This window comes from Halorubellus amylolyticus (genome assembly GCF_034808145.1).
In the GTDB taxonomy this organism is placed as follows: Archaea; Halobacteriota; Halobacteria; order Halobacteriales; family Natrialbaceae; genus Halorubellus.
The window spans coordinates 866832-888474 of sequence record NZ_JAXHGM010000001.1 but is presented as its reverse complement, the minus strand read 5'-3'; the positions used below and the strand labels follow the sequence as shown (position 1 = coordinate 888474).

Sequence of the window (21643 nt, the reverse complement as noted above, 5' to 3'; positions counted from 1 at the left end):
GTTCGCGGGTTCACGTAGAATTTTAGGCGCCGGGCGTGGAGTGAGGTGACATGGCTCGGAACGTCCTCGTCTACGGCTCTTATGGCTACACCGGCGCGTTGATAGCGAAGCAGGCGGCGGCGTCGTCGGACCTCGACCCCGTGGTGGCGGGGCGGAACGGCGAGAAGGTCCGCGAGCAGGCCGCCGAACTCGCGTTGGAGAGCGAGGTGTTCAGCGTCGACGGCGACGTCGCGAGTCACGTCGCGGACTTCGACGCCGTCCTGAACTGCGCGGGCCCGTTCTCGAAGACGGCAGAACCGATGGTTGACGCGTGCGTGGAGACGGGCACGCACTACCTCGACATCACGGGCGAGTGGCAGGTGTTCGACGCGCTCGCGGCCCGGAGCGACGAGGCGGCCGAAGCCGGTATCATGCTCCTGCCCGGGACGGGGTTCGACGTCGTTCCGTCCGACTGTCTCGCCGCGCACCTCCACGACCGGCTTCCGGACGCGGAGTCGCTCACGCTCGCTCTCGGTGGGATGGGTGGGTTGTCGCCGGGGACGGCGACGACGATGGTGGAGAACTTCGGCGACGACGGCGTCATCCGCGAGGACGGCACGTTGAAGCGCGTCCCGCAGGCGTTCGACGACCGCGAGTTCGAGTTCTCTCACGGCACCAGAAGCGGGATGACGATCCCGTGGGGTGACGTGGTGACGGCGTACCACTCGACGGGTATCGGGAACGTCCGCGTGTACTCGGAGACGCACCCGGACACCATCGACCGCATGCGGACGTTCCGGAAGCTCGCGCCCGTCGTCCAGTCCGCGCCCGCCCAGAAGCTCCTGAAGTGGCTCGTCGACCGCCGCATCGACGGGCCGGACGACGAGGCGCTCCGCGAGGGCAAGGGCGAGATATACGGCGAGGCCGAGACCGCGGACGGCGACACGGTCGTGTCTCGGCTGGAGACCCCGAACGGGTACGCGCTCACCCGCGACACCGCACTCCTGTGCACCCGGAAGGTCCTCGACGGCGACGCACCCGTCGGCTACCAGACGCCGTCCTCGGCGTACGGGAAGGACCTCGTCCTCGAAATCGACGGTGTCGAACGGGTCGACGTCCGCTGACTCACCGAGCATACGGCGACCGCCAGGTCGTCGCTTTCCGCCTCATTGATTCCGCGAGCGTCCGATGGCGTCGTCGTGTGTTGGGTGGGTGACGCGAGCGCTTAGGGTGGTGCCGCCCGGAGCGTGTGGTATGCGCGAGGGAGCGACGTTGGCGCGCTGGCGGCCGGCGGTGGCGGTCGCGCTGGTCGTCGCCGGCGCGTGGGTCGCGGTGGGGTTCGTCCCGCACGCCGTCGGTGGGTTCGGCGACGACCCGGTCGTCACCGACCCGGGGCCGCCGCCGTCGGTGGACGCGTTCCGTGACGACCCGCGCAAGCGATACCGGAACCGGGTCGCGGATCGGGTGGTAGCGTTCGCGCCCGTGGCGGTGCCGGTCGTGGGAGCGTTCGCGGGGGCCGTCGCCGTCCGTCGACGTCGCGGGGACGGTGCCGCGCGTACGACGCTGGCTGCTGCCTGTCGCGTCGGCGCAGGTGCGTTCCTCGGTGGTGTGGTCGGGTACCTGATGTTCCTCGCGGTGGTGACGCAGGCGTACGCGGCCGTTCCCGGCGGGTACCTCGTGGCGTCGTATCCACCGACGGTATCGGCCGCGGCCGTCGCCGCGAACGCGCTCGGGACGAGCGTTCCGACGGCGGTCGGTGCGTTCCTCGGCTCGTTCGTCGCGACGTACCGCCGCGGATAGGGCGGCGCAGGTGCTCGCACGGAGAAAGCTTTTGCCGGGGCCCCCGTAGGACCGGATATGAGCGGACGCGACGACGACCTGTTCGACGTCGACGACCTCCGGGCCGCCGGCGGGCGCGCTGCGAACGAACTCCGTGAACGGCCCGTGGTGGTCGGCGTGGCGCTCGCGGTCGTGGCGGTCTGCGTGGCGGTCGCACTCGTCCCGCACGTCCTGGGCGCGGTCGGTGCGGACGCCGTCGACACCGGCAGCGGGCCGACGCCGGACCCCGAGTCGACGGACGGCGCGCGCCAGCGCTACCAGAACTACCTGACGAACGTGACGTTCCTGTTCGCGCCGACGCTCCTCCCGGTCGTCGCGGTCGGGGTGGCGTTCGCGGGCGCGATCCGCGTTCGCGGCCGTCGACGGACCCGGGTCGGGTCCGTGGTCGTCGGTGCGTCGGTAGGGATGGCCATCGGCTACCTGGCGTTCGTCGCCGTCGGCCACCTCGCGTACAGCGAGGCGGCGGAGGGGTACATCGTCGAGGAGTTCCCGGTGTCGCTCCGACTGGGCGCCGTCGCGGTGAACGCCCTCGCGCTCGCCGCGGTCACCGCCGTCGGGAGCGCGGTCGTCGGCGTCGCCGGGACGCTCGTCGAACCGGACCCCGGCCGCGGACGCGTCGCGACGGCCGTCGGGGCGAGCGACCCGAGACGCGGCGAGGTCGGAGAGGCCGTCGGCGCGGCGGACGCGGACGACGCCGCCGCGGCCGAGGGCGCGACCGTCGGGAACGACGACGACGACTCCGGGGGCGCGGACCGGTCGCGCGAGCGACCGGAGCGCGTCCGCGCCGACGACGCGGACGGAGACGGGAGCGGGCCGGCGAGCGACTACCGCGACACCGGCCCGCAGCGACGCGGCGGGTCCCGGACGCCGACGTACGACCCGGACGGACGGAACTGGGACGGGACCGACGACGGCGACTGACCGACGGCTTCAATTGACCGACGCGGAAAACTTTTGCCGGTTGGTGTCGCGTGGTCTGACATGTCCACGGAACCGGACGACGAGACGCTGGTCGACCTCCACGACATCGTCCGCGACCTACCCGCGGTCGCGCTCGCGACGCTCGCCGCCGGCGTCACCGTCCTCATCGTCCCCTTCACGTACGCCATCGCCTACGCGCCGCCCGTCGAGACTCTGGGCCTCCTCGGGTCGGCCCTGCCGGACAGCGAGGCGGCGACCCGCACTCACTTCTACCAGCACGCGTTCGCGCACGACGGCGTCGAACTGGCACCGCTGTTCCTCGCGGCGTTCGCGCTGGTCGCCGTCCTCTGCGTCCGCGCGGACGACCGCCGCCGCCGGCCGGTCGTGCTCGCGCTCGCGGCCGGGGCCGCCGTCGCGGTCGGGTACGCGCTCGTCGGGACCGTCGGCGTCTGGGTGCTCCCACCGCTCGACCTCGACGGCCCTGGCACCGCGGCCCTCCACAGCAACGTGGCTGCCGCGGCCGTGGGCTCGCTCGTGCTCGCAGTCGTCGCCGCCGCCGGAACGGCACTCGGCGTCCTCGCCGTCGACGCGACGACCGGAGGTGCGTCCTGATGCCGGACGGTGCTCGCGGTCGACGGCTGCGTCGCGCCAGCGAGACCGTCGACGACGTCGTCGCCTGGCGGCTCTCGGCCCGCCTCGTCGCGGTCCTCGTCGTCACCGCACTCGTCGGCGGCGCGCTCCCGCACGCGCTCGGTGCCGTCGGCGCCGACCCCGTCGACACCGGCGACAGATCCTACCAGGACCCGGTCGAGGACCCACGGCAGCGCCACCAGAACGCGATGGCGTCCAACGCCATCCACATGGGGCCCTGGGTGCTGCTGTTCGTCGCGCTCGCGGGCAGCTTCGTCGCCGCGACCCGCTCGCGCGAGCCCCGGCGTCGAACGGCCGCGTCGGCGGCGCTCGGCGTCGGCGCGGGAACCGCCGTCGGGTACGTCGCGCTCGTCGCCGTCGGCCACCTCGCGTACGCACCGACCGCGAACGGCTACCTCGTCCAGTCCACTCCCGTCGTCTTCCGGGCGTGGGCGACCGTGGGGAACGCCGTCGGGATCGCCGTCCCCGCGACGGTCGGGAGCGCGCTCGTCGCCGCGTCCGGGACGCTCCCCGCCCGGAACGACGCCGCGCCCGAGAACACCGACGGCGAGGCCGGCGGCCGCGACAACGACGCCGAGACGACCGACGACACCGAGGACTCGACCGCCGGGGAACGACCGGATTCGGTCGCCGCCGACGCGACCGGTCCCTCGGGCGCGCCGGCGTACGACCCGGCGGAGCGCGACTGGGAAGGGGCGGACGGCGAGGACTGACCCGGAAGGAGCGACGCGGGGCCACGTCGCCCCCGGTAGCCCGGACCGCTCGCCGGGGTCGCGTTGACGCATCCGCCACGTTCAAGCGACCGCCACGAGGAGAGTCGGGCATGACACGCGAAGTCTGGCTGAAGGCCGACGACGAGGTCGGCGACTGGGACGCGCGACGGCGTCGCATCACCGCCGGTCTGGAAGCCGGCGTCGACTGGGTGGTCGTCGACGAGGCGGACGTGGAGCGCGTCCGCGAACTCGGCGAGGTGAACGTCGCGGCGTTCAGCGCCGCCGGCGACAGCACGCTCGTCGACGACGCCGAGGACAACGGCGTCGACCGCATCGAGGACGCCGAAGGCGACGCCGACGAGGACGACGATCCGGACGCCATCGACGTCGAGCCCGCGGACGCGTACCTCGTCGGGAAGGGCGGCGAGGGCGACGGCACCGTGTCGCTCCCACCGGACCTCTCCGGGTCCGCGGACCTGTCGACGGTCCGCCGCGGCGCGGCCGACGGCTCGTACGTCGAGATCCGCGGGAAGGAGTACGAGGCGTTCGCGGAGGCCGCGGCCGACGCCGGCGAGTACACGCTTGTCGTCGGCGAGGACTGGACGATCATTCCCCTGGAGAACCTCATCGCGCGCATCGGGGACGAGACCACGCTCGTCGCGGGCGTGACGACCGCCGAGGAAGCACGGACGGCGTTCGAGACGCTTGAACTCGGCGCGGACGCGGTCCTCCTCGACTCGGACGACCCGGACGTCATCCGGGAGACCGTCGAGGAGCGCGACGCGACCGAACGCGAACAACTCGACCTCGCGTGGGCCGAGGTCACGGGCATCGAGCAGACCGGGAGCGCGGACCGCGTGTGCGTCGACACCGCGTCGCTGATGGACGACGACGAGGGGATGCTCGTCGGGTCGATGAGCCGCGGGCTCGTGTTCGTGCACGCCGAGACCGCCGAGTCGCCGTACGTCGCGAGTCGCCCGTTCCGCGTGAACGCGGGCGCGGTCCACGCGTACGTCCGGACGCCCGACGGCGGCACGAAGTACCTGAGCGAGCTCGGGTCCGGCGACGAGGTCCAGCTCGTGGACGCGAGCGGGGACACGCGCGAGGCGGTCGTCGGGCGCGCGAAGATCGAGCGCCGCCCGATGTTCCGCGTGGAGCTCGAACGGGACGGCGACCGGTTCGAGACCCTCCTCCAGAACGCCGAGACCATCAAGGTCCACACGCGAGAGGGCCGGACCGCGGTCACCGACCTGGAACCCGGCGACGAACTGCTCGTGTACTACGAGGACACCGCGCGCCACTTCGGCGAGGCGGTCGACGAACGCATCATCGAGAAGTAGGTCGCCTATCCCGGCGTCGACCCGTTCAGTTGTCGGCCGGGTCCTCGAACTCGTACGTGCACCACTGACAGAAGCCGTGCGCGGGTTCGACCTCGCGCCCGCAGCGCGGGCACGTCGGTCCCTCCGTGGTCTGCGTGGGGCGCTGGAGCGCCTGGACGTACGCGTCCATCATCGCGCCGAACTGGACGACCGTGATGGCGATACCGCCCCAGTCAGACATCTCTTCGCTGACCTGCTGGGCGTGCGCGAAGAGCCCGTCGAGCGGGACGTCGGCGGCGAACGCGGACTCCGGAACGAACACCGCGACCGTGGTGACGAAGAGGCCGGCGAAGAAGAGCGCGCGCACCCATCGGCGGATGAGCGCCTGGCCGAGCCCCGGCAGGAGCAGCGAGCAGATGCCGACGACGACGGCGCGCACTCGAGTACCGAGCATGCGCCGGCGTTTTCCCGCCGGGGACTTTACCGTTCGGTTTCGTCCGCTCCGGTCGACCGCCCGAGGACGGCGTCGCGGGTCAGGAGAGCGATTCGACGAGGCCGGCGAGCGTCGCCAGGTCGTACTGGCCGGGCGCGGTCGCGTCCGCCGCGTCGACGGGCGCGTACCCGATCTTCGAGCCGTAGACGGGAGCCACTGCGCGCGTGTGCCGGCCGACCTCGCCCATCGCCATCGTCGCAACCGGCTCGCCGCGCGCCGCGAACTCTCGGGTGACCGCGAGCACGTCGAGCGCGTCCGCGCGGCTCTCCGCGGTCACCGCGAGCTTCGCGACGTCCCCGTACTCGAGGCCCCCCTCGAGCGCGTCCCGCATCGCGGCCCGCGACGGCGTCCCCTCGAAGTCGTGCGTCGACGCGACGACCGCGACGTCGTGCGCCGCCGCCTCACTCACGACGACGTCCACGCCCGATGCGTCGGCCGCGAGACTCGCCAGTTCCACGTCGACCGCCTCGACCCCGTCGACGCTCGCCGCCGCCGCGAGCGACTCCAGGCGATTCCGGTCCTCGCTCGCGGTGACCGCATCCTGCTCGCTCGGCGGGACCGCCGGCCCCGCCGCACCGCCCTCCCACGCCGCACGATTCGTCGCGACCACCGGCAGCGGCCCGTCGTACTCGGCGAGCGCGGTCACCGACGGCGACACCGCACCCGCGTCCGCCGCCGCATCGACCGCATCCATCCGATACTCCACCGCATCCGCGTACTCCCGCGCCACCGCCGTCTCCGCGTCCGCGAGGTCGTCGGTCGCAGCACACAGCACGAACGACTCGAAGTCCATACACCGCCCTCCGACGAGTACGCGGGAGAAACTTCCGGTCGCGACGACACTCGCAGACCACCACACCGAACGACCGACCGCGTGGCCGATAGCTCATCGAGAAACAGCTACTGGACTCGTCGAGGAACAACTACCGGACTCGTCGAGAAACGGCCGCCTAGCGGCGGCCGTATGCTCGTGCGGGCAGTTACACCCCAGAAACGGCCGCCTAGCGGCGGCCGTATGCTCGTGCAGGCAGTTACGCTAGCCCGAGGGTATCCTCGGCTTCGAGGAGTTCGTGGTAGCGATTGCGGATGGTGACTTCGCTGATGTCCGCGACCTCGCTGACCGCGGCCTGCGTCGTCTTCTCGTTCGTGAGGAGGCTGGCGGCGTAGACGGCGGCGGCGGCGAGGCCGACGGGGGACTTCCCGGAGTGAACGCCCTTCTCCTTCGCGGTCTTCAGGAGCGAGCGCGCGCGGTGCTCGGCCTCGTCGCTGAGCTCCAGGCCGCTCGCGAACCGCGGCACGTAGCTCTCGGGGTCGGCGGGCTTCACCTGCAGGCCGAGCTCGCGGACGACGTACCGGTACGTGCGCGCGACCTCGTTCTTCTCGACGCGGGAGACCTCGCTGATCTCGTCGAGGCTCCGCGGGACGCCGGCCTGACGCGCGGCGGCGTACACCGAGGACGTCGCGACGCCCTCGATGGAGCGCCCGGGGAGGAGGTCCTCGTCGAGCGCGCGCCGGTAGATGACCGACGCGGTCTCGCGGACGTTGTCCGGGAGGCCCAGCGCGGAAGCCATGCGGTCGATCTCGCCGAGGGCCTGCTTGAGGTTGCGCTCCTTGCTGTCGCGGGTGCGGAAGCGCTCGTTCCACTTGCGGAGGCGCTGCATCTTCTCGCGCTGGCGGGAGTCCAGCGAGTTCCCGTAGGCGTCCTTGTCGCGCCAGTCGATGTTCGTCGACAGGCCCTTGTCGTGCATCGTGTTCGTCGTCGGGGCGCCGACGCGGGACTTCTCGTTCTTCTCCTGGGCGTCGAACGCGCGCCACTCGGGGCCGCGGTCGACCTCGTCGGTGTCGACGACGAGCCCGCACATGTTACAGACCGTCTCCTGGCCGTCCTGGACGACGTCGCCGTTGCATTCCGGGCAGGTGACCTGCTCGTCGTCCTGTTTCTCGTCCTCTGTGCTCGCTACTCGCGTTCGGGTTCGTGTTCGTGCGTCGGTCATGGTTGGTGCGAAGGCGGGGGCTACCGGGGGTGGGAGCGGCCGAAGGTGAAAACCCGGGCGCCCGCAGTTCCGTAACACCTTGATGCCACACGCCAGTACAAAAGGGTTTCGGAATTTTGTTCCAGAACCGGAGTAATCGTCATCGAGACCGCCGCGTGTGAACGAACAACAAAACACATAAATATCACCACGTGGTCGCCAGCGCGTCGGAACGCGGCCACCAGACCGAGCGTTCGGACGCCTCGGATTCCACCGCCGGCACCGCCCCGGGACGGGTGAGTAACGCCTATACCCACGGCGGTCCCTTTCCTCGCGTATGTTCGTCGGCGTCGGCTCAACGAACCCGGTGAAGCGCTCCGCGACAGAATCCGCGATCGGTGGGATGCCCGGCCTCAACGTCGACGCGGTCGACGTCGACAGCGGCGTCCCCGAACAGCCCCGCGGACACGCCCAGACAATCGAAGGCGCCGTCACGCGAGCGCGCCGCGCCTACGACCACGGCGGGTTCGACCTCGGCGTCGGCATCGAAGGCGGCGTCGCCGGTTTCGACGGCACCGACGGCACCTACCTCGTGATGTGGGCGGCCGTCACCGACGGCGACCGCGTCGAGACCGCGAGCGGGCCCGCGCTCAGACTCCCCGACGACGTCGCCGCACGCATCGACGCCGGCGAGGAGCTCGGCCCCGTCATGGACGACGTCTACGGCCGCGAGAGCGTCGCCACCCAGGAAGGCGCCGCCGGCGTCCTCACCGGGAACGCCGTCACGCGCACGCAGGCACTCGAGACCGCCGTCGCCGGCGCACTCGGCCCGTTCGTCACCGACGCGTACTGACCCGTCGTCGACTCCACTCGTCGCCGACCGGACTCGACACTGACCGCGGACCGACCTCCGCGCGTCTGCCTCACTGGTTCACCGTCTCCGACTCGGCCGCGTCCGGCGAGTCCGCGCTCTCCGCGACCGCCTCCGTGAGCGAGACGTTCAGGACCAGCATCGACGCGAGCCCGCCCACGACCGTGACCGCGTTCTTCACGAAGTGGTCGACGACCGCCACCGCGAGCGCGACCTCGGCCGTGATCGGCGCGGGCGTCAGTCCGACGACGAGGAGCGTGAACGCGCCCTCGTAGAGCCCGACGCCGCCGGGCGTGAGCGGGAGGACCTTCGCGAGGTTCCCGACGCTCACCGCGAAGAACGCCACGCTCAGGAGCGTCGGGACCGCGAGCGCGTCGAACGCGCCGAACGCACGCATCACGACGACCGCCGTCACGACGTCCAGCGACCAGATGAGGACCGAGTTCGCCGCGATGCTGGCGAACGCCCGCTCGTCGCTCGCGACCCGCTGGATGTCCCCGACGAACTGCTCGAGGACGCCCGCGACCATCGACACGTACGAGTCCGACGACACCCGCGAGAGCGCCGCCTGGATGCGGTTCCCGTCGCTACGCGCGGACGCGAAGATGGCGAGCACGCTCCCGACGGCGAGCACCCCCACCACGGCCGCGAGCACGACGGCGGTCCGCCCGGACCGACCCGCGTCGCCCGCGGCCGTCGCGTCACCGCCGACGACCGCCGCGAGGTCCGCCGCGTTCCCCGTGGCGACGAGCCCGACGAGGACCGCGCCGGCGAGCATCGTGATCGTGAGGAGGTCGAACACGCGCTCGACGGCGAGGGACGCGAACCCCGACGGATAGGGGACCTTCCGTCGAGCCTTCACGACGTACGCTCGCACCGCGTCACCGGCGCGAGCGGGGAACACGAGGTTCCCGGTCTGACTGATGAATATCGCGCCCGTCAGGAACCCGACGTCGCTATCGTACCCGATCTCCGCGAGGATGTCCCGGTACCGGACCCCGCGCAACGGCCACGAGAGCACGTACACGACCGCGGACGCGGCGACGAGCGTCGCGTTCGCGTTCGCCATCTTCGCGATGACCTCCGACGGGTCGAGGTAGAGGGGCATCAGGAGGAGGGCGACCAGCGTCAGTAGCGTACCGGCGACGATGCCGACGCGACGGTTCACGCGCGGCGACACCGAGAGCTCCCACCACGTCCGCAGTATCTGGCTGCCCATCCCGAAGACGTCCCTGACGAGGTCGACCTTCGTGTCGCCCTTCGGCGCCCAGTCCACGGGGAACTCCTTGACGGCCATGCCACGGCGCTGTGCTTTCACGAGCACCTCCGTGTCCCAGAACCAGTGCTGGTCCTGGACCTCGGGCATGAGCGTCGCGAGCGCGTCCCGGTCGAACGCCTTGAACCCGCACTGGTGGTCGCGCAGGTCCGAGCGGAGGAACAGCCGCGTGAGTCCGTTGAACGCGCGGCTCGGGACGCCGCGTTTCGCCGGCCGGTCGGCCTCCCGACCACTGATCCATCGGGACCCGGTGGCGACGTCGTACCCCTCGCTCCGGACCGACTCGACGAGGTCCTCCAGGTGACGCATGTCCGTCGCGAGGTCCGTGTCGAAGTACACGAGCGTGTCGCCGTCGGCCGCCTCGAACGCGCGTTCGAGCGCGCCGCCGCGACCGAGGCGTTCGTCGGCGTGGAAGTGCCGGACGCGGTCGTCGGCCGCTGCCATCTCGTCGGCGATCTCGGGCGTGGCGTCGTCGCAGCCGTCCTCCGCGACGATGACCTCGTAGGCGCCCTCGGGGAGGAACTCTGCGAGCGTCGCGAGCGTCGTCTCGACCGTGTTCCGGATGGTCGCCGCCTCGTTGTAGGCGGGGAGGACGACGCTCACCTCGACCGACACGCTACTCATTGGGTTCGTATCGGCAAGCCGCCGGTAAGAAGTTTCTGAACCGACACGGGGCCGCGAACGACGCGGCCCTCACGGGTGCTCGCGCTCGGTACGACCGCGTTAACCGGTCGTACCAACGGGCCGCGGCGAGGGGTTCGAGAGCGGTCCTTGCCGCTCGAGAACCGCAAGCAAGCGTCGGATTAACCACCCGTACCAAACCCCCTAAGGGCGAACGAGCCGTCGGTGGATGTATGAGCACGAGTGCCGCGGCGACGACCGACCTCTCGGACAAGCAGTGCCGGATACTCGAGTACCTCCGCGAGAAAGCTGAGATGAAGACGTACTTCAAGTCCCGCCTCATCGGGCAGGACCTCGACATGACCGCGAAGGAGGTGGGGACGAACATGACCGCCATCGCCGGCGGCGACTTCGACGTGGACGTCGAGAAGTGGGGGTACTCCTCGTCGACGACGTGGAAGGTGACCGTCTGAGACGGTCGGGTCCTCCATCGGGTCGACGCTATCGACCCCTGCCGCCATCGACCTGTCATCCGCCGTGGTCTCGTCGGGCCGTGACACCCCGACGAGGCCGACCGGGCCGTTCGCGCCCGCTTGCGACCCCTTCTGGCCCCTTCGCCGGGGCATCGCTCCGTTCTTCGGTCACACAGTCCCTATTTGAACGCGCCGAATCGTGCCAAACGTTGCCACGCACCGAACGGTTTATGATGAATGTTGATGAAAGACTACTCGTCATGACCGCGACCCTTCGGGTGTACCACAGAGCGTACACGCCCATCTCCAAGCCCCTGAACGAGATCGTCGCCGCGGCACGCACGCTCGACACGACCGGGAAGGTCGACGCCTGCACGTTCACCGAATGGCCCACCACCGTCGCCCTCGACAGCGACTGCGAACCCGTCCGCCTCTACGAGACGCTCACCGACTGGGCCGAGTCCGAACCCGTCGACCCCACCACGCCGTTCCGCATCCACACCCGAACCAATCCCGTCACCGACACCGAGCAAGCGATTCTCCACACGCCCGTCGTCTACCTCACGCTCGAACGCGACGGCGACCTCGCCGGCGTCGCCCCGTGCACGCTCCCCGACGGCACCCACGTCACCGCCCGGGACTTCCTCGACGCCATCCAGGACGGCGACGACCCGCTCGACGACCGCAGCATCGACGCCATCCCCGCCTGAATCCCAGCGAACCACAGTCGACGGCATCCCCCGCCGGTTCCGCATCGCAGCATCGACGCCATCACCCCCCGGACCCAGCGACCGCTACGCATCACCGACCACAGACGTCACCGCGAGAACGAGTTCTCAGCCGTCGAACGTCACCAGGTCCGCCGCCTCCCGCGCCAGCTGGACCGCGCGCTCGTCGAAACTATCCGCGTACCCGACGACGAGCATCAGGACCGTCTCCGGCGTCGCGACCGCGTACCCGTCCTCGCGCGACAACAACCCCGCCGCCTCCAGCTCGCCCGCGTACTTGCTGACCGTCGGCCGCGACACCCCGAGTTCGGTCGCCAGCTCCGACGCCGACGCCGACGGATCCGCGAGCAACGTCACGAGCATCCCACGGGGCGTCTCCCGACGCAGGTACCCGAGCGCTCGCATCTCGAACTCCGAGAACTGCCCGCCGGGATACAACCGCTTGTAATCCCCGTCACGATACACCGTCACCCGCCCCTCGTCGACGAGCTGGCGGACGTGATGCTGCGTCTCGCCCGTCCCCAACTGGAGGTCGTCCCGGACCTTCGAGAAGTGCGCACCGGGCGTCGTCGACAGGTAGCCCGTGATGGCATCGCGAACGTCGCTCTCCGTGGCGTCCGCCGACGAGTCCGCGTCGGAGAACTTCGCGAGCGGACTCGCCGCCCCGAGCGCAGCGAACCGCTTGAGGGTCGCGCGCTTGCGCTCGTCGACGCCATCCTGATCGGTCATCTATCGGATGCACGTATCACGTCGAAGAATAAAACCGCTTCGCCTGGAAGTGCGGCCGGTTCCGGCACCGCCGAACCGACGTCAGTCCGACTGCGAGTCGCTCCCGTCCTCCATCTGCTCGTCCGCGGGATTGAACTCGTCTTCCATCTCCGCGATGACCTCGTCGGGGTCGGATATCTGCGCGGGATCCTCGCCCTCCTTGATCGCTTGCGCTTGCTCCTCCATCGCCTCGACGTCCGGCTCGCCTTCCTTCTCGATCTGCCCGATGATCTCGTCGATGTCGTCGAGTCCGAGGATCTCGCGCGTCTCCGAGTCGAAGTCCTGAGTCTCGAGCTTCTCGTCGCCGACCTTCACGTCGCTCCCGGTGAGGTGCTTGCCGTACCGGCCGAGCATGCTCGACAGCTCCTGGGGGAGGATGAACGTCGTCGACTCGCTCTGCCCGATGTTCTCGAGGGATTCGAGGCCCTTGTCGATGATGGCGCGTTCGCCCATCGCTTCCGCGGACTTCGCGCGGAGGACGGTCGAGATCGCGTCACCCTGCGCTTCGAGGATCTGGCTCTGCTTCTGCCCTTGCGCGCGGATGATGTCGGACTGCTTCTCACCCTGCGCTTCCTCGATCGCACTGCGGCGCTCACCCTGCGCTTCGAGAATCATCGCACGGCGACGGCGCTCGGCGGACGTCTGCTGCTCCATCGCCTGCTGGACGTCCTTCGAGGGGTTGACCTCGCGGACCTCGACGGATTCGACGCGGACACCCCACTCGTCGGTGGGTTCGTCGAGTTCCTTCCGGATGCGCGCGTTGATCTCCTGGCGCTTGTTGAGCGTGTCGTCGAGCTCCATGTCGCCGATGACGGCGCGGAGCGTGGTCTGTGCGAGGTTCGAGACGGCCTTCTTGTAGTCGTCGACCTCGAGGAACGCCTTCTTGGCGTCCATGACCTTGATGTAGACGACGGCGTCGGCGGTCACGGGCGAGTTGTCGCGCGTGATCGCTTCCTGGCGCGGGACGTCGAGCGTCTCCGTCCGCATGTCGAACGTGTACGTCTTCGACACGAACGGCGTGACGAAGTTGACACCCGGGTCCAGGAGCTTCTGGTACTTCCCGAATCGGGTGTACGCTCGCTTCTCGTATGCCTGTACGATCTGCACGGAGCTTGCGAGGGCCGCGATCGCCAGTACGAGGACGATGACGACGAGCAGCAGCACTATCGTGCCGCCGACACCCTGCAGTGGTATCAGTACCATAGTTCGACGTTAGATGGACGAGCAAAAAGCCTTCCTGTTTGTTAAATAACTAAACGAGGCTGATATTGGCTACGCGCGTTCCGTCTCTGTCTCCGTCTCGGAGTCGTCTCGGTCGCGAGACGACTCCGAATCCGACACGTCGCCCGACGACTCTTCCGCCTCCGCAGGGTCGTCGTCGCGTCCCCCGTCGCTCGACTCCGCAGTCTCCTCGTTCGTCGACCCAGCAGCTTCCTCGCGGCCGCGAGCGAGCTCGCGGTCGATGCTGTCCTCACGGACCGCGTCCAGGGACTCCACCGTCAGGACGTTCCCACCGCCGGGGTCGGTGACGATGACCTCGGTCCCCTCCTCGATGTCGCCGTGCCGCGACCGCGCTCGATAGTTCGGGTCGAACCCACCGCCCTCGGCCAGTCGAACCGCACCGCCGCGCGCCGTGATCTTCTCGGTGACGACCGCCGTGACGCCAGACAGGTCGTCGGAGTCGCTCGTCTGCCCGCGGTCCGGGCCGTTGTAGAGGTCCATCTCGCGGAACGCGAAGTACGCGAACACCCCGAACGCGACCGTCATCAAGGTCAGTACGATGACGCTCGTGAACGCACCGCCGAGGAGGACACCGACGAGTCCCGAGAGGAACAGCGCCACGCCGACGACGACGAACTGCGCACCCGGGATCACCGCCTCGGCGAGCATCAGTCCCGCACCCGCGAGTACCAGCAGCAGCGGTAATCCCAGTCCCAGCAGAGGGTCAGCCATACCCGAACGTTGGCAGGCGCGCCGATTAAACCTTGTGCGCTCCCGGGGGACGCCCGTCCGTCGCCGTCAGATGCTGAGAACGAGGACGACGACGAGTGCGAGCACCGAGACGACGCCGAGGACGACGAACGCGGCGTTCTCGGCGTCCACGTGCTGGGGTTCTATCGGGTCGTCGCCCGACGGATAGTCGGGTTCGTCGTCGGTGACCTCCGCCAGGTCGTCCGCGACCGCCTGCCGGAGTTCGTCGTCGACGGCGCCCTCTCGCTCGGGCGCGTCCGGCGGCACGGGCTCGTTCAGGTCGCGGGGCACGCCGACCGTCGAGTCATCGTCGTCATCGCCCGTTCGCCCCCAGGAATCGCCGTCGTCCTCGCGCGACTGGCCGCTGGCGTCCGCGTTCCGGTCGCCCGTGGACGTCTCGTCGGTCATGTCCGACTATAGCGCGCCGAGGTGCAAAAACCGACGGGTCCGTACGCGGGTCGTCAGCTCTCCGGCAGGTCACGTCGCTCGCGGCGGATCTCGCCCTCGTAGACGACGCCGCGTTCGGCGTCGAGCGTGACCATCGCTCCCTCGAACGCTCGACCGACGGCCGCACCGCTCACCATCGGGATGCCGACCTCGCGAGCGACCATCGCGGGGTAGCCGGTCATCCCGGAGCGCGCGTCGACGATGCCCGCGAGCTTCGAGATGTCGCCGTCGAACTCGTCGTCGAAGTCCGCGTCGAGCGCGACGATGGCGCCCTCGGGGACGGCCGCGAGGTCGCCGTCCTCGACGTGATGGAGCGGCCCGACGCCGTACCCGGAGACGACGCCGCGACCGGCCGCGAGCGTCTCCGCGGCGATGTGCACCTTCAGGACGTTCGTCGTCCCCATCCCCTCGACCTCGGTCATCATCCCGGAGAGGACCACGACCGTGTCACCGCTCTCGGCGACGCCCGCGTCGAGCGCCGCCTGCACGGCGTTCCCGATGACGTCGTCCGCGCCCTTCACGCCGAGCGGCGCGTACTCCGCGTGCACGCCCCACGAGAGCGCGAGCTGGCGTCGCACGTCGTCGGTCGTCGTCGCCGCGACGATTGGGACGTTCGGCCGGTACTTCGCGGTCTTCAACGCCGTGTACCCGGACTCGGTCCCGGCGACGATGGCGGTCGCACCGAGGTCTCGTGCGAGGTATCGCGCGGACCGCGCCAGCGCGTCCGTCCGGGACTCCTCGGCACCCGGGACGCGACGCTCGTTCGTCTCGTCGTACTCGGCGTCGCCCTCGACCTGCCGGATGATACTGTCCATCGCCGACACCACCTCCACGGGGTGGTCGCCGATCGCGGTCTCCGCGGAGAGCATCACCGCATCGGTGCCGTCGAGGACGGCGTTCGCGACGTCGCTCGCCTCCGCGCGCGTCGGCCGGCGCTCGTGGACCATCGAGTCGAGCATCTCCGTCGCGGTGATGACGGGCGTGCCCGTCTGCTGGCAGCGCCGGATGATGCGCTTCTGGATCATCGGGACCTTCTCCATCGGGAGCTCCACGCCGAGGTCGCCGCGCGCGACCATGATACCGTAGGCGGTGTCGATTATCTCCTCCAGGTTGTCGACGGCACCTGCCCGTTCGATCTTCGCGACGATGGGGATGTCCGCGCCGAACTCCTCGAGGACCTGCGAGACCTCGAGGACGTCCGCGGCGTCGCGGACGAACGACGCGGCGACGAAGTCGACGTCGTGCTCGGCGGCGAGCCGGAGGTCCTCGCGGTCCTTGTCGGTGACGACGTCGAGGTCGAGGTCGACGCCGGGCGTGTTCACGCCCTTCCGGCTCGCGAGCTCCCCGCCGTCGTCCACGTGGGCGTGCACGCCGTCCGCGTCGACGCGCGTGACCGTCGTCTCGATGCGACCGTCGTCGAGCAGGACCTTGTCGCCGACCGCGACGCCCTCCAGGTCGTAGGAGAGCCCGACGACGTCGGGCGTGGCGGTGTCGCCTTCGACGAACGTGACCTCGCTGTCGGTGTCGAGGTGGATGGGGTCGTCCAGCGGCGCGGTTCGTACTTCGGGGCCCTGCATGTCGACCATCGTCGCGAGCGGGACGTCGGTCTCCTCGTCGACCGCTCGCACCGTCTCGACGATCTCCGCGCGCGACTCGAGCGTGCCGTGACTGGAGTTGACGCGCGCGACCGACATGCCGGCCTCGCAGAGGTCGCGTACCGTCCGTCGGTCGGCCGACGCCGGGCCGAGCGTGCAGACGATCTTGGCTCTTCGCATACCTGCCGGTTCTGTGGCACCGGCCAAAAGCCTTCGCGATTAACTAACTTTCGAGTAGTTACGTTCGCGGCCGCGGTCGCCCGAACCCCGGCGTTCGTAAGGCTCCGGGCCGGCGCTTGGAGTATGAACGGTTCACCGACGGTCCTCGTCGTCGGCGGTGGCGCGACCGGAACCGGGGCCGCACGCGACCTCGCGAACCGCGGCGTCGACGTCGCGCTCGTCGACCGCGGCGGCCTCGGGAGCGGGACGTCCGGTCGCTCGCACGGCCTCCTGCATAGCGGCGCCCGGTACGCCGAATCCGACCCGGTCGGCGCCGAGGAGTGCATCGAGGAGAACCGCGTCCTCCGCGAGATAGCCGGCGCGTGCGTCCGCGACACCGGCGGGCTGTTCGTCGAGCTCGCCGCTGACGACCCGACGTACTTCGACGCGAAGCGCGCGGCCTGCGAGGACGTCGGCATCCCCACGACGGTCCTCGACGCCGACGAAGCCCGCGAACGCGTCCCCGGCCTGAGCGCGGACGTCGAGCGAGCGATGGCGGTCCCGGACGGCGTCGTCTATCCGTCGCGACTCGTCGCCGCGAACGCCGCCGCCGTCGAAGCGGCAGGCGGCAGCGTCCACCCGCACGCCCCCCTCGATGCCCTCGCAGTCGAGGACGGCCGCGTGGTCGCCGCCGACCTCGGCGGGCGCGTCGACGCGACCGTCGAGCCCGAGTTCGTCGTGAACGCCACCGGCGCGTGGGCCGGCGACGTCGCCGCGATGGCGGGCGTGGACGTCGCGATGGCGCCCTCGCGCGGCGCGATGCTCGCCGTCGACCACGGCGACCTCGGCCCCGTCCTGAACCGCTGTCGGGACCCCGACGACGGCGACATCGTCCTCCCCCACGGCGACGAGGTCGTGCTCGGCACGACGAGCGTGCCCGTGGACGACCCGGACGAGTACGAGCACGCGGACTGGGAGCTCGACCGGTGCATCGAGGAGTGCGCGGCGATGCTCCCCGCGGTCGCGGACGCCGACGTCACCCGCACGTGGTGGGGCGTCCGCCCGCTGTACGCGCCCGACGAGGCCGACAGCGACCGGAGAGGCATCTCGCGCGGGTTCTTCGCGCTCGACCACGCCGACGACGGCGTCGCGAACCTCGCGACCATCGTCGGCGGGAAGCTCACCACGTACCGGCGGATGGCCGAGGCGACCGCTGACATGGTCGCCGACCGCCTCGGCGTCGACGAACCGTCGATGACCGCGAGCGTCCCCCTCCCCGGCGCGGACGACCCCGACCGCCTCGACGCGTTCGTCGACCGGTACGACGCCCGGAACCCCGCGGACGCGAACCTCGACCCCGCGCGGTAACGACTCCATCCGACGGGCCCCGTCTCTCGTGCGGACGCGGGGAGCCCGGATTGGCCGCTCGGTCGACCGCCGCCCGTCCGCCGTCGCTCCCATCGGTTGCTACGAGCACGACGTCGTACAGTCTAACACGAACCACGACCACGCGCAAAAAAGCGACCCTCGACGCGGCCCGGGGGACGACCTCAGCGGACCGTCGTCCCCGGGACCGAGTCGCCGTGGGTCGTCAAGAGGTCCGCGTCCTCGCCCGCGGCGAGCACCATCCCGTTCGACTCGACGCCGAACAGCTCGTTCTTCTCCATGTTCGCCACGACGACGACCTTCGTGCCGGGAAGCTCGTCGAGGTCGTGGAGTTGCTTGATGCCCGCGACGACCGTCCGGGTCTCCGCGCCCAGGTCGACGTCGAGCTTCGCGAGCTTGTCCGCGCCCTCGATGCCCGCAGCCGACTCGATGCGGCCGACTCGGAGGTCCATCGCCTGGAAGTCCTCGAAGCTGATACGGTCCTCGTTCAGGGGTTCGATGTCGTCGCTCACGTCCCCAGCGTCGTCCCCCGTGGAGTCGTCGCTTTCGGTTGCGGCCGCATCGTCATCGTCGGCAGCGTCGTCCCCGTCGGCGTCAGCGTCCCCGTCGTCCGCGCCAGCGTCCCCGTCGTCGGCCGCGGCGACCTTCTCCGCGAGCTTCGCCTCCAGCTCCTCGACGCGCTCGTCCTCGACCTGCTCGAAGAGCTCGTCCGGTTCGCCGAACGAACCCGGGGGGTCCTGCGCAGCGTCCAGCTCGACCGCGTGGACGTCCGCGTCGGCGCCGAGCTGGGCGAACGCGCGCTCGGCCTTCTCCGGCATGAACGGCTCCGAGAGCACCGCGACCGCCTTCGCGACCTGCACGCAGTCTCGGATGACCTGCGCCTGCTCGTCGCCGCCGTCCTCGAGCTTCCAAGGCTCGTGCCGCTGGATGTACTCGTTCCCGAAGCGCGCCAGGCGAACGCCAGCCTCGCTCGCTCCGCGGAGGTCGTACTCGTTCACCGCGGTCCGGAACTCGTCGACGGCCTCGTCGATGCGCGCCGCGACGTCCTCGCTCACGTCCGCGTCCGGCGTCCCGTCGAAGTTCCGCGCCGCGAACAGGAGGCTCCGGTAGAAGAAGTTCCCGACCGTCCCGACGAGCTCGCCGTTCACGCGCTCCGCGAACCGCTCCCACGAGAAGTCGAGGTCCTGCTGGAAGCCACCCATCGTCGTCAGGTAGTACCGGAGCAGGTCCGGATGGAACCCCTCGTCGAGGTACTCGTGCGCCCAGATCGCGCGATTCCGACTCGTCGACAGCCCCTTCCCGTTTATCGTGACGAACCCGGTCGCACACACCGCTCGCGGCGTCGTGTACCCCGCGACGCGGAGCATCGCCGGCCAGAAGATGGTGTGATGCTGGATGATGTCCCGCCCGATGACGTGGATTATCTCGCCGTTCCCCGCCGCACCGGCGGCCGCGTCCGGTTCGCCGTCATCGTCGACCGCCTGGGGCTTCCACACCTCCTCCCAGTCGTACTCGTCCGCACCGACGCGCTCCGAGTACTGCTTCGTCGACGAGACGTACTCGATGGGCGCGTCCACCCACACGTACAGGACGAGTTCCTCCTCGGCGCCCGGGTAGTCGATACCCCAGTCCATGTCCCGCGTGATACACCAGTCCTGGAGGCCGTTCTCGATCCACTCCCGGGGCTGGTTCCGGGCGTTGCTCGTCCCTTCGAGCCCGTCGAGGAACTCCGTGAGGTAGTCGCTGAGTTCGCTCACCGCGAAGAACTTGTGCTCGCGGTCGCGGTACTCCGCGGCGTTCCCCGTGATCGTGCTCGTCGGCTCCTCGATCTCGCCGGGTTCGAGGTGTCGGCCACAGCCCTCGTCGCACTCGTCCCCTCGCGCCGTCTCCCCGCAGTACGGGCAGGTGCCGCGGACGTAGCGGTCCGGGAGCGGCTGGTCCTCTGCCGGGTCCCACGCGACCTTGATCTCCTTCTCGTACACGTACCCCTCGTCCTCGAGGGTGGCGACGATGTCCCGCGTGATCTCGGCGTTCGTCGCGTCGTGCGTATGCCCGTAGTTGTCGAAGTCGACGTTGAACCGCGGGAACGTCTCCTCGTACTGCTCGTGGTACTCCATCGCGAAGTCCTCGGGGTCGATACCCTGCTTCTCGGCACCCACCGCGATGGGCGTGCCGTGCATGTCGCTCCCGCAGACGTACGCGGTCTGCTGGCCGAGCTTACGGAGCGCTCGATTGTACGCGTCCGCGGCCGTGTAGCCCCGCAGGTGGCCGATGTGGAGGTCGCCGTTCGCGTACGGCAACCCGCACGTCACCACCGCCGGCTCGTCGGTCGGATACTCGTCGCTACTCATACATCTGCCTCCGGTCGGTGCGGGCCTAAAACCCGCCGGTTCGTCCGTGCGTGCATGCGTGCTGGTCGCTTCGCTTGGCGGTCGTCGTGGAGTCGTCGAGCGGGACGTGGTCGAGGTGGCCGGGTTTCCGGGCGCGGGAGAACGAGACCCCGGTTCGGGGCGAGTCGCCCTATGACGGGCGAGCCGCGGCCGTCCGCGCCGGCGCTGTCGCTCGGGGCGAGCGCATACGCCGGTTGTCGGGGACGACCGCAATCACGGTTGGCCGTACTACGCTGGTGAATAAAAAGCACGCGGTTGCACGAGACGGGTTCCCACGACGTGAACCGTGCACGCGACCGATTCCCACGTCGTGAACCGTGTGGACTACTTGACGCTGATGCCGCCGAACGCGACGGCGCCGGTGACGACGAGGTCGGGCGTCTGGCCGTCGCGAGCGAGCGGTGCGCGCGGCCGTTCGTCGGTGACGGCTCCGAACAGCGGGAGGGCGTCGACCTCGACCACCCAGTCCTCGGGGACGTACACCTCGGCGCCGCCGAAGACGACGAGCGCGTCGACCTCGCTGGGTTTCGCGCTCGCGACGTCGCGGAGGTCGAGTTCCGCGCCGCCGAACGCGACCGCGAGGGCCGCGGACCGGAACCGCTCGCCGACGGGACGACGCTCGACGCCACCGAACACCGCGACGAGGTCGAGGTTCTCCTTCAGCACCGACGGGTCGGGGCGACGCGTCCGCGACAGGAGGATGGTCAGGCCGCCGACGACGACGAGCACGGGCCAGTACGTCTCGGCGAACGCGTCGGTGATGACGTCGAGGGCGAGCAGCTGGACGCTCCCAGCGACGAGGATCAGGAGCACGGGCCCGGTGAGGTTCCGGAACCCGCTCTTCACGACGGCGTACGCGCCGACGAGGACGAACAGCGACGGAACGAACTGGACGAGCGACTCGGTCTCGAACGTGCCCGTGGTGCCGAGGAGGAGGAGCACGCCGAGGACGACGACGACGCCGCCCAGTACCGACCGGTTGGTGACACGAAGGTTCATGCTAGACAGACGACGTTCGACACGATAAAGCGAGACCCCGGACGCCAGCCGGCGAGAATCGGCAGCCGTCG

21 protein-coding genes are annotated in these 21643 nt (G+C 70.1%); 10 read left to right on the top strand and 11 right to left on the bottom strand.

The window, feature by feature from the left end; all coding sequences use genetic code 11:
* The first annotated feature begins 50 nt into the window (after positions 1–50).
* The 6 genes from SM754_RS04490 to SM754_RS04465 all read left to right on the top strand — a co-directional run bounded on the left by SM754_RS04490 (position 51) and on the right by SM754_RS04465 (position 5443).
* Positions 51–1103, top strand: coding sequence for a saccharopine dehydrogenase family protein (locus SM754_RS04490; protein WP_323675003.1), 1053 nt, complete (start codon positions 51–53; stop codon positions 1101–1103).
* 130 nt (positions 1104–1233) lie between these two features.
* Positions 1234–1779: a hypothetical protein gene (locus SM754_RS04485; protein WP_323675002.1), complete on the top strand. Its 546-nt coding sequence runs from the start codon at positions 1234–1236 to the stop codon at positions 1777–1779.
* Positions 1780–1836: 57 nt separating this feature from the next.
* Positions 1837–2739: a hypothetical protein gene (locus tag SM754_RS04480; protein WP_323675001.1), complete on the top strand. Its 903-nt coding sequence runs from the start codon at positions 1837–1839 to the stop codon at positions 2737–2739.
* A 60-nt stretch (positions 2740–2799) separates the two neighbouring features.
* A complete protein-coding gene (locus SM754_RS04475; RefSeq protein WP_323675000.1) occupies positions 2800–3351 on the top strand; it encodes a hypothetical protein in 552 nt (183 codons plus the stop codon).
* The gene (locus tag SM754_RS04470; protein WP_323674999.1) at positions 3351–4103 is read left to right on the top strand and encodes a hypothetical protein; all 753 of its coding nucleotides are present in this window, start codon (positions 3351–3353) and stop codon (positions 4101–4103) included. Before SM754_RS04475 ends, SM754_RS04470 begins: the two co-directional genes overlap by 1 nt.
* 110 nt (positions 4104–4213) lie before the next feature.
* Positions 4214–5443, top strand: a complete 1230-nt coding sequence (locus SM754_RS04465; RefSeq protein WP_323674998.1) for a 3-dehydroquinate synthase II — start codon at positions 4214–4216, stop codon at positions 5441–5443.
* 25 nt (positions 5444–5468) lie between these two features.
* Here the strand turns inward: SM754_RS04465 and SM754_RS04460 are convergent, their stop codons facing one another.
* The 3 genes from SM754_RS04460 to SM754_RS04450 form a co-directional block, all read right to left on the bottom strand.
* Positions 5469–5876 (bottom strand): DUF7575 domain-containing protein, encoded by a 408-nt coding sequence (locus tag SM754_RS04460; protein WP_323674997.1) that lies wholly within the window; start codon positions 5874–5876, stop codon positions 5469–5471.
* Between the two features lie 79 nt (positions 5877–5955).
* On the bottom strand, positions 5956–6708 hold the full coding sequence (locus SM754_RS04455; RefSeq protein ID WP_323674996.1) for a type I 3-dehydroquinate dehydratase: 753 nt from the start codon (positions 6706–6708) through the stop codon (positions 5956–5958).
* A 238-nt stretch (positions 6709–6946) separates the two neighbouring features.
* Positions 6947–7909 (bottom strand): transcription initiation factor IIB, encoded by a 963-nt coding sequence (locus SM754_RS04450; RefSeq protein ID WP_323674995.1) that lies wholly within the window; start codon positions 7907–7909, stop codon positions 6947–6949.
* A gap of 316 nt (positions 7910–8225) precedes the next feature.
* Here SM754_RS04450 and yjjX point away from each other — a divergent pair, with 316 nt between their 5' ends.
* A complete protein-coding gene (yjjX, locus tag SM754_RS04445; protein ID WP_323674994.1) occupies positions 8226–8741 on the top strand; it encodes an inosine/xanthosine triphosphatase in 516 nt (171 codons plus the stop codon).
* A gap of 70 nt (positions 8742–8811) precedes the next feature.
* Here the strand turns inward: yjjX and SM754_RS04440 are convergent, their stop codons facing one another.
* Positions 8812–10659: a flippase-like domain-containing protein gene (locus SM754_RS04440; RefSeq protein WP_323674993.1), complete on the bottom strand. Its 1848-nt coding sequence runs from the start codon at positions 10657–10659 to the stop codon at positions 8812–8814.
* A 230-nt stretch (positions 10660–10889) separates the two neighbouring features.
* Here SM754_RS04440 and SM754_RS04435 point away from each other — a divergent pair, with 230 nt between their 5' ends.
* Positions 10890–11129 carry a DUF7123 family protein gene (locus SM754_RS04435; protein ID WP_227131592.1) on the top strand — a complete coding sequence of 80 codons (240 nt, stop codon included), beginning with the start codon at positions 10890–10892 and terminating at the stop codon, positions 11127–11129.
* Between the two features lie 260 nt (positions 11130–11389).
* Entirely contained in the window at positions 11390–11839 is a 450-nt protein-coding gene (locus SM754_RS04430; protein ID WP_323674992.1) for an HTH domain-containing protein, read from the top strand.
* A 126-nt stretch (positions 11840–11965) separates the two neighbouring features.
* On the opposite strand, the gene SM754_RS04425 is transcribed toward SM754_RS04430, so the two are convergent.
* The 5 genes from SM754_RS04425 to pyk all read right to left on the bottom strand — a co-directional run bounded on the left by SM754_RS04425 (position 11966) and on the right by pyk (position 16818).
* The gene (locus tag SM754_RS04425; RefSeq protein WP_323674991.1) at positions 11966–12586 is read right to left on the bottom strand and encodes a winged helix-turn-helix transcriptional regulator; all 621 of its coding nucleotides are present in this window, start codon (positions 12584–12586) and stop codon (positions 11966–11968) included.
* 81 nt (positions 12587–12667) lie between these two features.
* Positions 12668–13828 (bottom strand): SPFH domain-containing protein, encoded by a 1161-nt coding sequence (locus SM754_RS04420; protein ID WP_323674990.1) that lies wholly within the window; start codon positions 13826–13828, stop codon positions 12668–12670.
* Between the two features lie 69 nt (positions 13829–13897).
* Positions 13898–14578, bottom strand: a complete 681-nt coding sequence (locus SM754_RS04415) for an NfeD family protein (protein ID WP_323674989.1) — start codon at positions 14576–14578, stop codon at positions 13898–13900.
* A gap of 66 nt (positions 14579–14644) precedes the next feature.
* Positions 14645–15004 carry a DUF7312 domain-containing protein gene (locus SM754_RS04410; RefSeq protein WP_323674988.1) on the bottom strand — a complete coding sequence of 120 codons (360 nt, stop codon included), beginning with the start codon at positions 15002–15004 and terminating at the stop codon, positions 14645–14647.
* Between the two features lie 53 nt (positions 15005–15057).
* On the bottom strand, positions 15058–16818 hold the full coding sequence (gene pyk, locus SM754_RS04405) for a pyruvate kinase (RefSeq protein WP_323674987.1): 1761 nt from the start codon (positions 16816–16818) through the stop codon (positions 15058–15060).
* A gap of 123 nt (positions 16819–16941) precedes the next feature.
* Between pyk and SM754_RS04400 the strand changes: the two genes are divergently transcribed.
* Positions 16942–18165, top strand: coding sequence for an FAD-dependent oxidoreductase (locus SM754_RS04400; protein WP_323674986.1), 1224 nt, complete (start codon positions 16942–16944; stop codon positions 18163–18165).
* A 182-nt stretch (positions 18166–18347) separates the two neighbouring features.
* Here SM754_RS04400 and metG read toward each other — a convergent pair whose 3' ends face one another.
* Entirely contained in the window at positions 18348–20534 is a 2187-nt protein-coding gene (metG, locus tag SM754_RS04395; RefSeq protein WP_323674985.1) for a methionine--tRNA ligase, read from the bottom strand.
* 363 nt (positions 20535–20897) lie between these two features.
* Positions 20898–21572: a LiaF transmembrane domain-containing protein gene (locus SM754_RS04390; protein WP_323674984.1), complete on the bottom strand. Its 675-nt coding sequence runs from the start codon at positions 21570–21572 to the stop codon at positions 20898–20900.
* Positions 21573–21643 lie beyond the last annotated feature (71 nt).

Bases quoted from the DNA above. Each gene is read 5' to 3' on its own strand.
- SM754_RS04440 (WP_323674993.1), bottom strand. From the start codon at position 10,659: ATGAGTAGCGTGTCGGTCGAGGTGAGCGTCGTCCTCCCCGCCTACAAC.
- pyk (WP_323674987.1), bottom strand. From the start codon at position 16,818: ATGCGAAGAGCCAAGATCGTCTGCACGCTCGGCCCGGCGTCGGCCGAC.
- SM754_RS04415 (WP_323674989.1), bottom strand. From the start codon at position 14,578: ATGGCTGACCCTCTGCTGGGACTGGGATTACCGCTGCTGCTGGTACTC.
- SM754_RS04420 (WP_323674990.1), bottom strand. From the start codon at position 13,828: ATGGTACTGATACCACTGCAGGGTGTCGGCGGCACGATAGTGCTGCTG.
- SM754_RS04450 (WP_323674995.1), bottom strand. From the start codon at position 7,909: ATGACCGACGCACGAACACGAACCCGAACGCGAGTAGCGAGCACAGAG.
- SM754_RS04430 (WP_323674992.1), top strand. From the start codon at position 11,390: ATGACCGCGACCCTTCGGGTGTACCACAGAGCGTACACGCCCATCTCC.
- SM754_RS04435 (WP_227131592.1), top strand. From the start codon at position 10,890: ATGAGCACGAGTGCCGCGGCGACGACCGACCTCTCGGACAAGCAGTGC.
- SM754_RS04465 (WP_323674998.1), top strand. From the start codon at position 4,214: ATGACACGCGAAGTCTGGCTGAAGGCCGACGACGAGGTCGGCGACTGG.
- SM754_RS04410 (WP_323674988.1), bottom strand. From the start codon at position 15,004: ATGACCGACGAGACGTCCACGGGCGACCGGAACGCGGACGCCAGCGGC.
- SM754_RS04390 (WP_323674984.1), bottom strand. From the start codon at position 21,572: ATGAACCTTCGTGTCACCAACCGGTCGGTACTGGGCGGCGTCGTCGTC.
- SM754_RS04460 (WP_323674997.1), bottom strand. From the start codon at position 5,876: ATGCTCGGTACTCGAGTGCGCGCCGTCGTCGTCGGCATCTGCTCGCTG.
- SM754_RS04480 (WP_323675001.1), top strand. From the start codon at position 1,837: ATGAGCGGACGCGACGACGACCTGTTCGACGTCGACGACCTCCGGGCC.
- metG (WP_323674985.1), bottom strand. From the start codon at position 20,534: ATGAGTAGCGACGAGTATCCGACCGACGAGCCGGCGGTGGTGACGTGC.
- SM754_RS04455 (WP_323674996.1), bottom strand. From the start codon at position 6,708: ATGGACTTCGAGTCGTTCGTGCTGTGTGCTGCGACCGACGACCTCGCG.
- SM754_RS04490 (WP_323675003.1), top strand. From the start codon at position 51: ATGGCTCGGAACGTCCTCGTCTACGGCTCTTATGGCTACACCGGCGCG.
- SM754_RS04485 (WP_323675002.1), top strand. From the start codon at position 1,234: ATGCGCGAGGGAGCGACGTTGGCGCGCTGGCGGCCGGCGGTGGCGGTC.
- yjjX (WP_323674994.1), top strand. From the start codon at position 8,226: ATGTTCGTCGGCGTCGGCTCAACGAACCCGGTGAAGCGCTCCGCGACA.
- SM754_RS04425 (WP_323674991.1), bottom strand. From the start codon at position 12,586: ATGACCGATCAGGATGGCGTCGACGAGCGCAAGCGCGCGACCCTCAAG.
- SM754_RS04470 (WP_323674999.1), top strand. From the start codon at position 3,351: ATGCCGGACGGTGCTCGCGGTCGACGGCTGCGTCGCGCCAGCGAGACC.
- SM754_RS04400 (WP_323674986.1), top strand. From the start codon at position 16,942: ATGAACGGTTCACCGACGGTCCTCGTCGTCGGCGGTGGCGCGACCGGA.
- SM754_RS04475 (WP_323675000.1), top strand. From the start codon at position 2,800: ATGTCCACGGAACCGGACGACGAGACGCTGGTCGACCTCCACGACATC.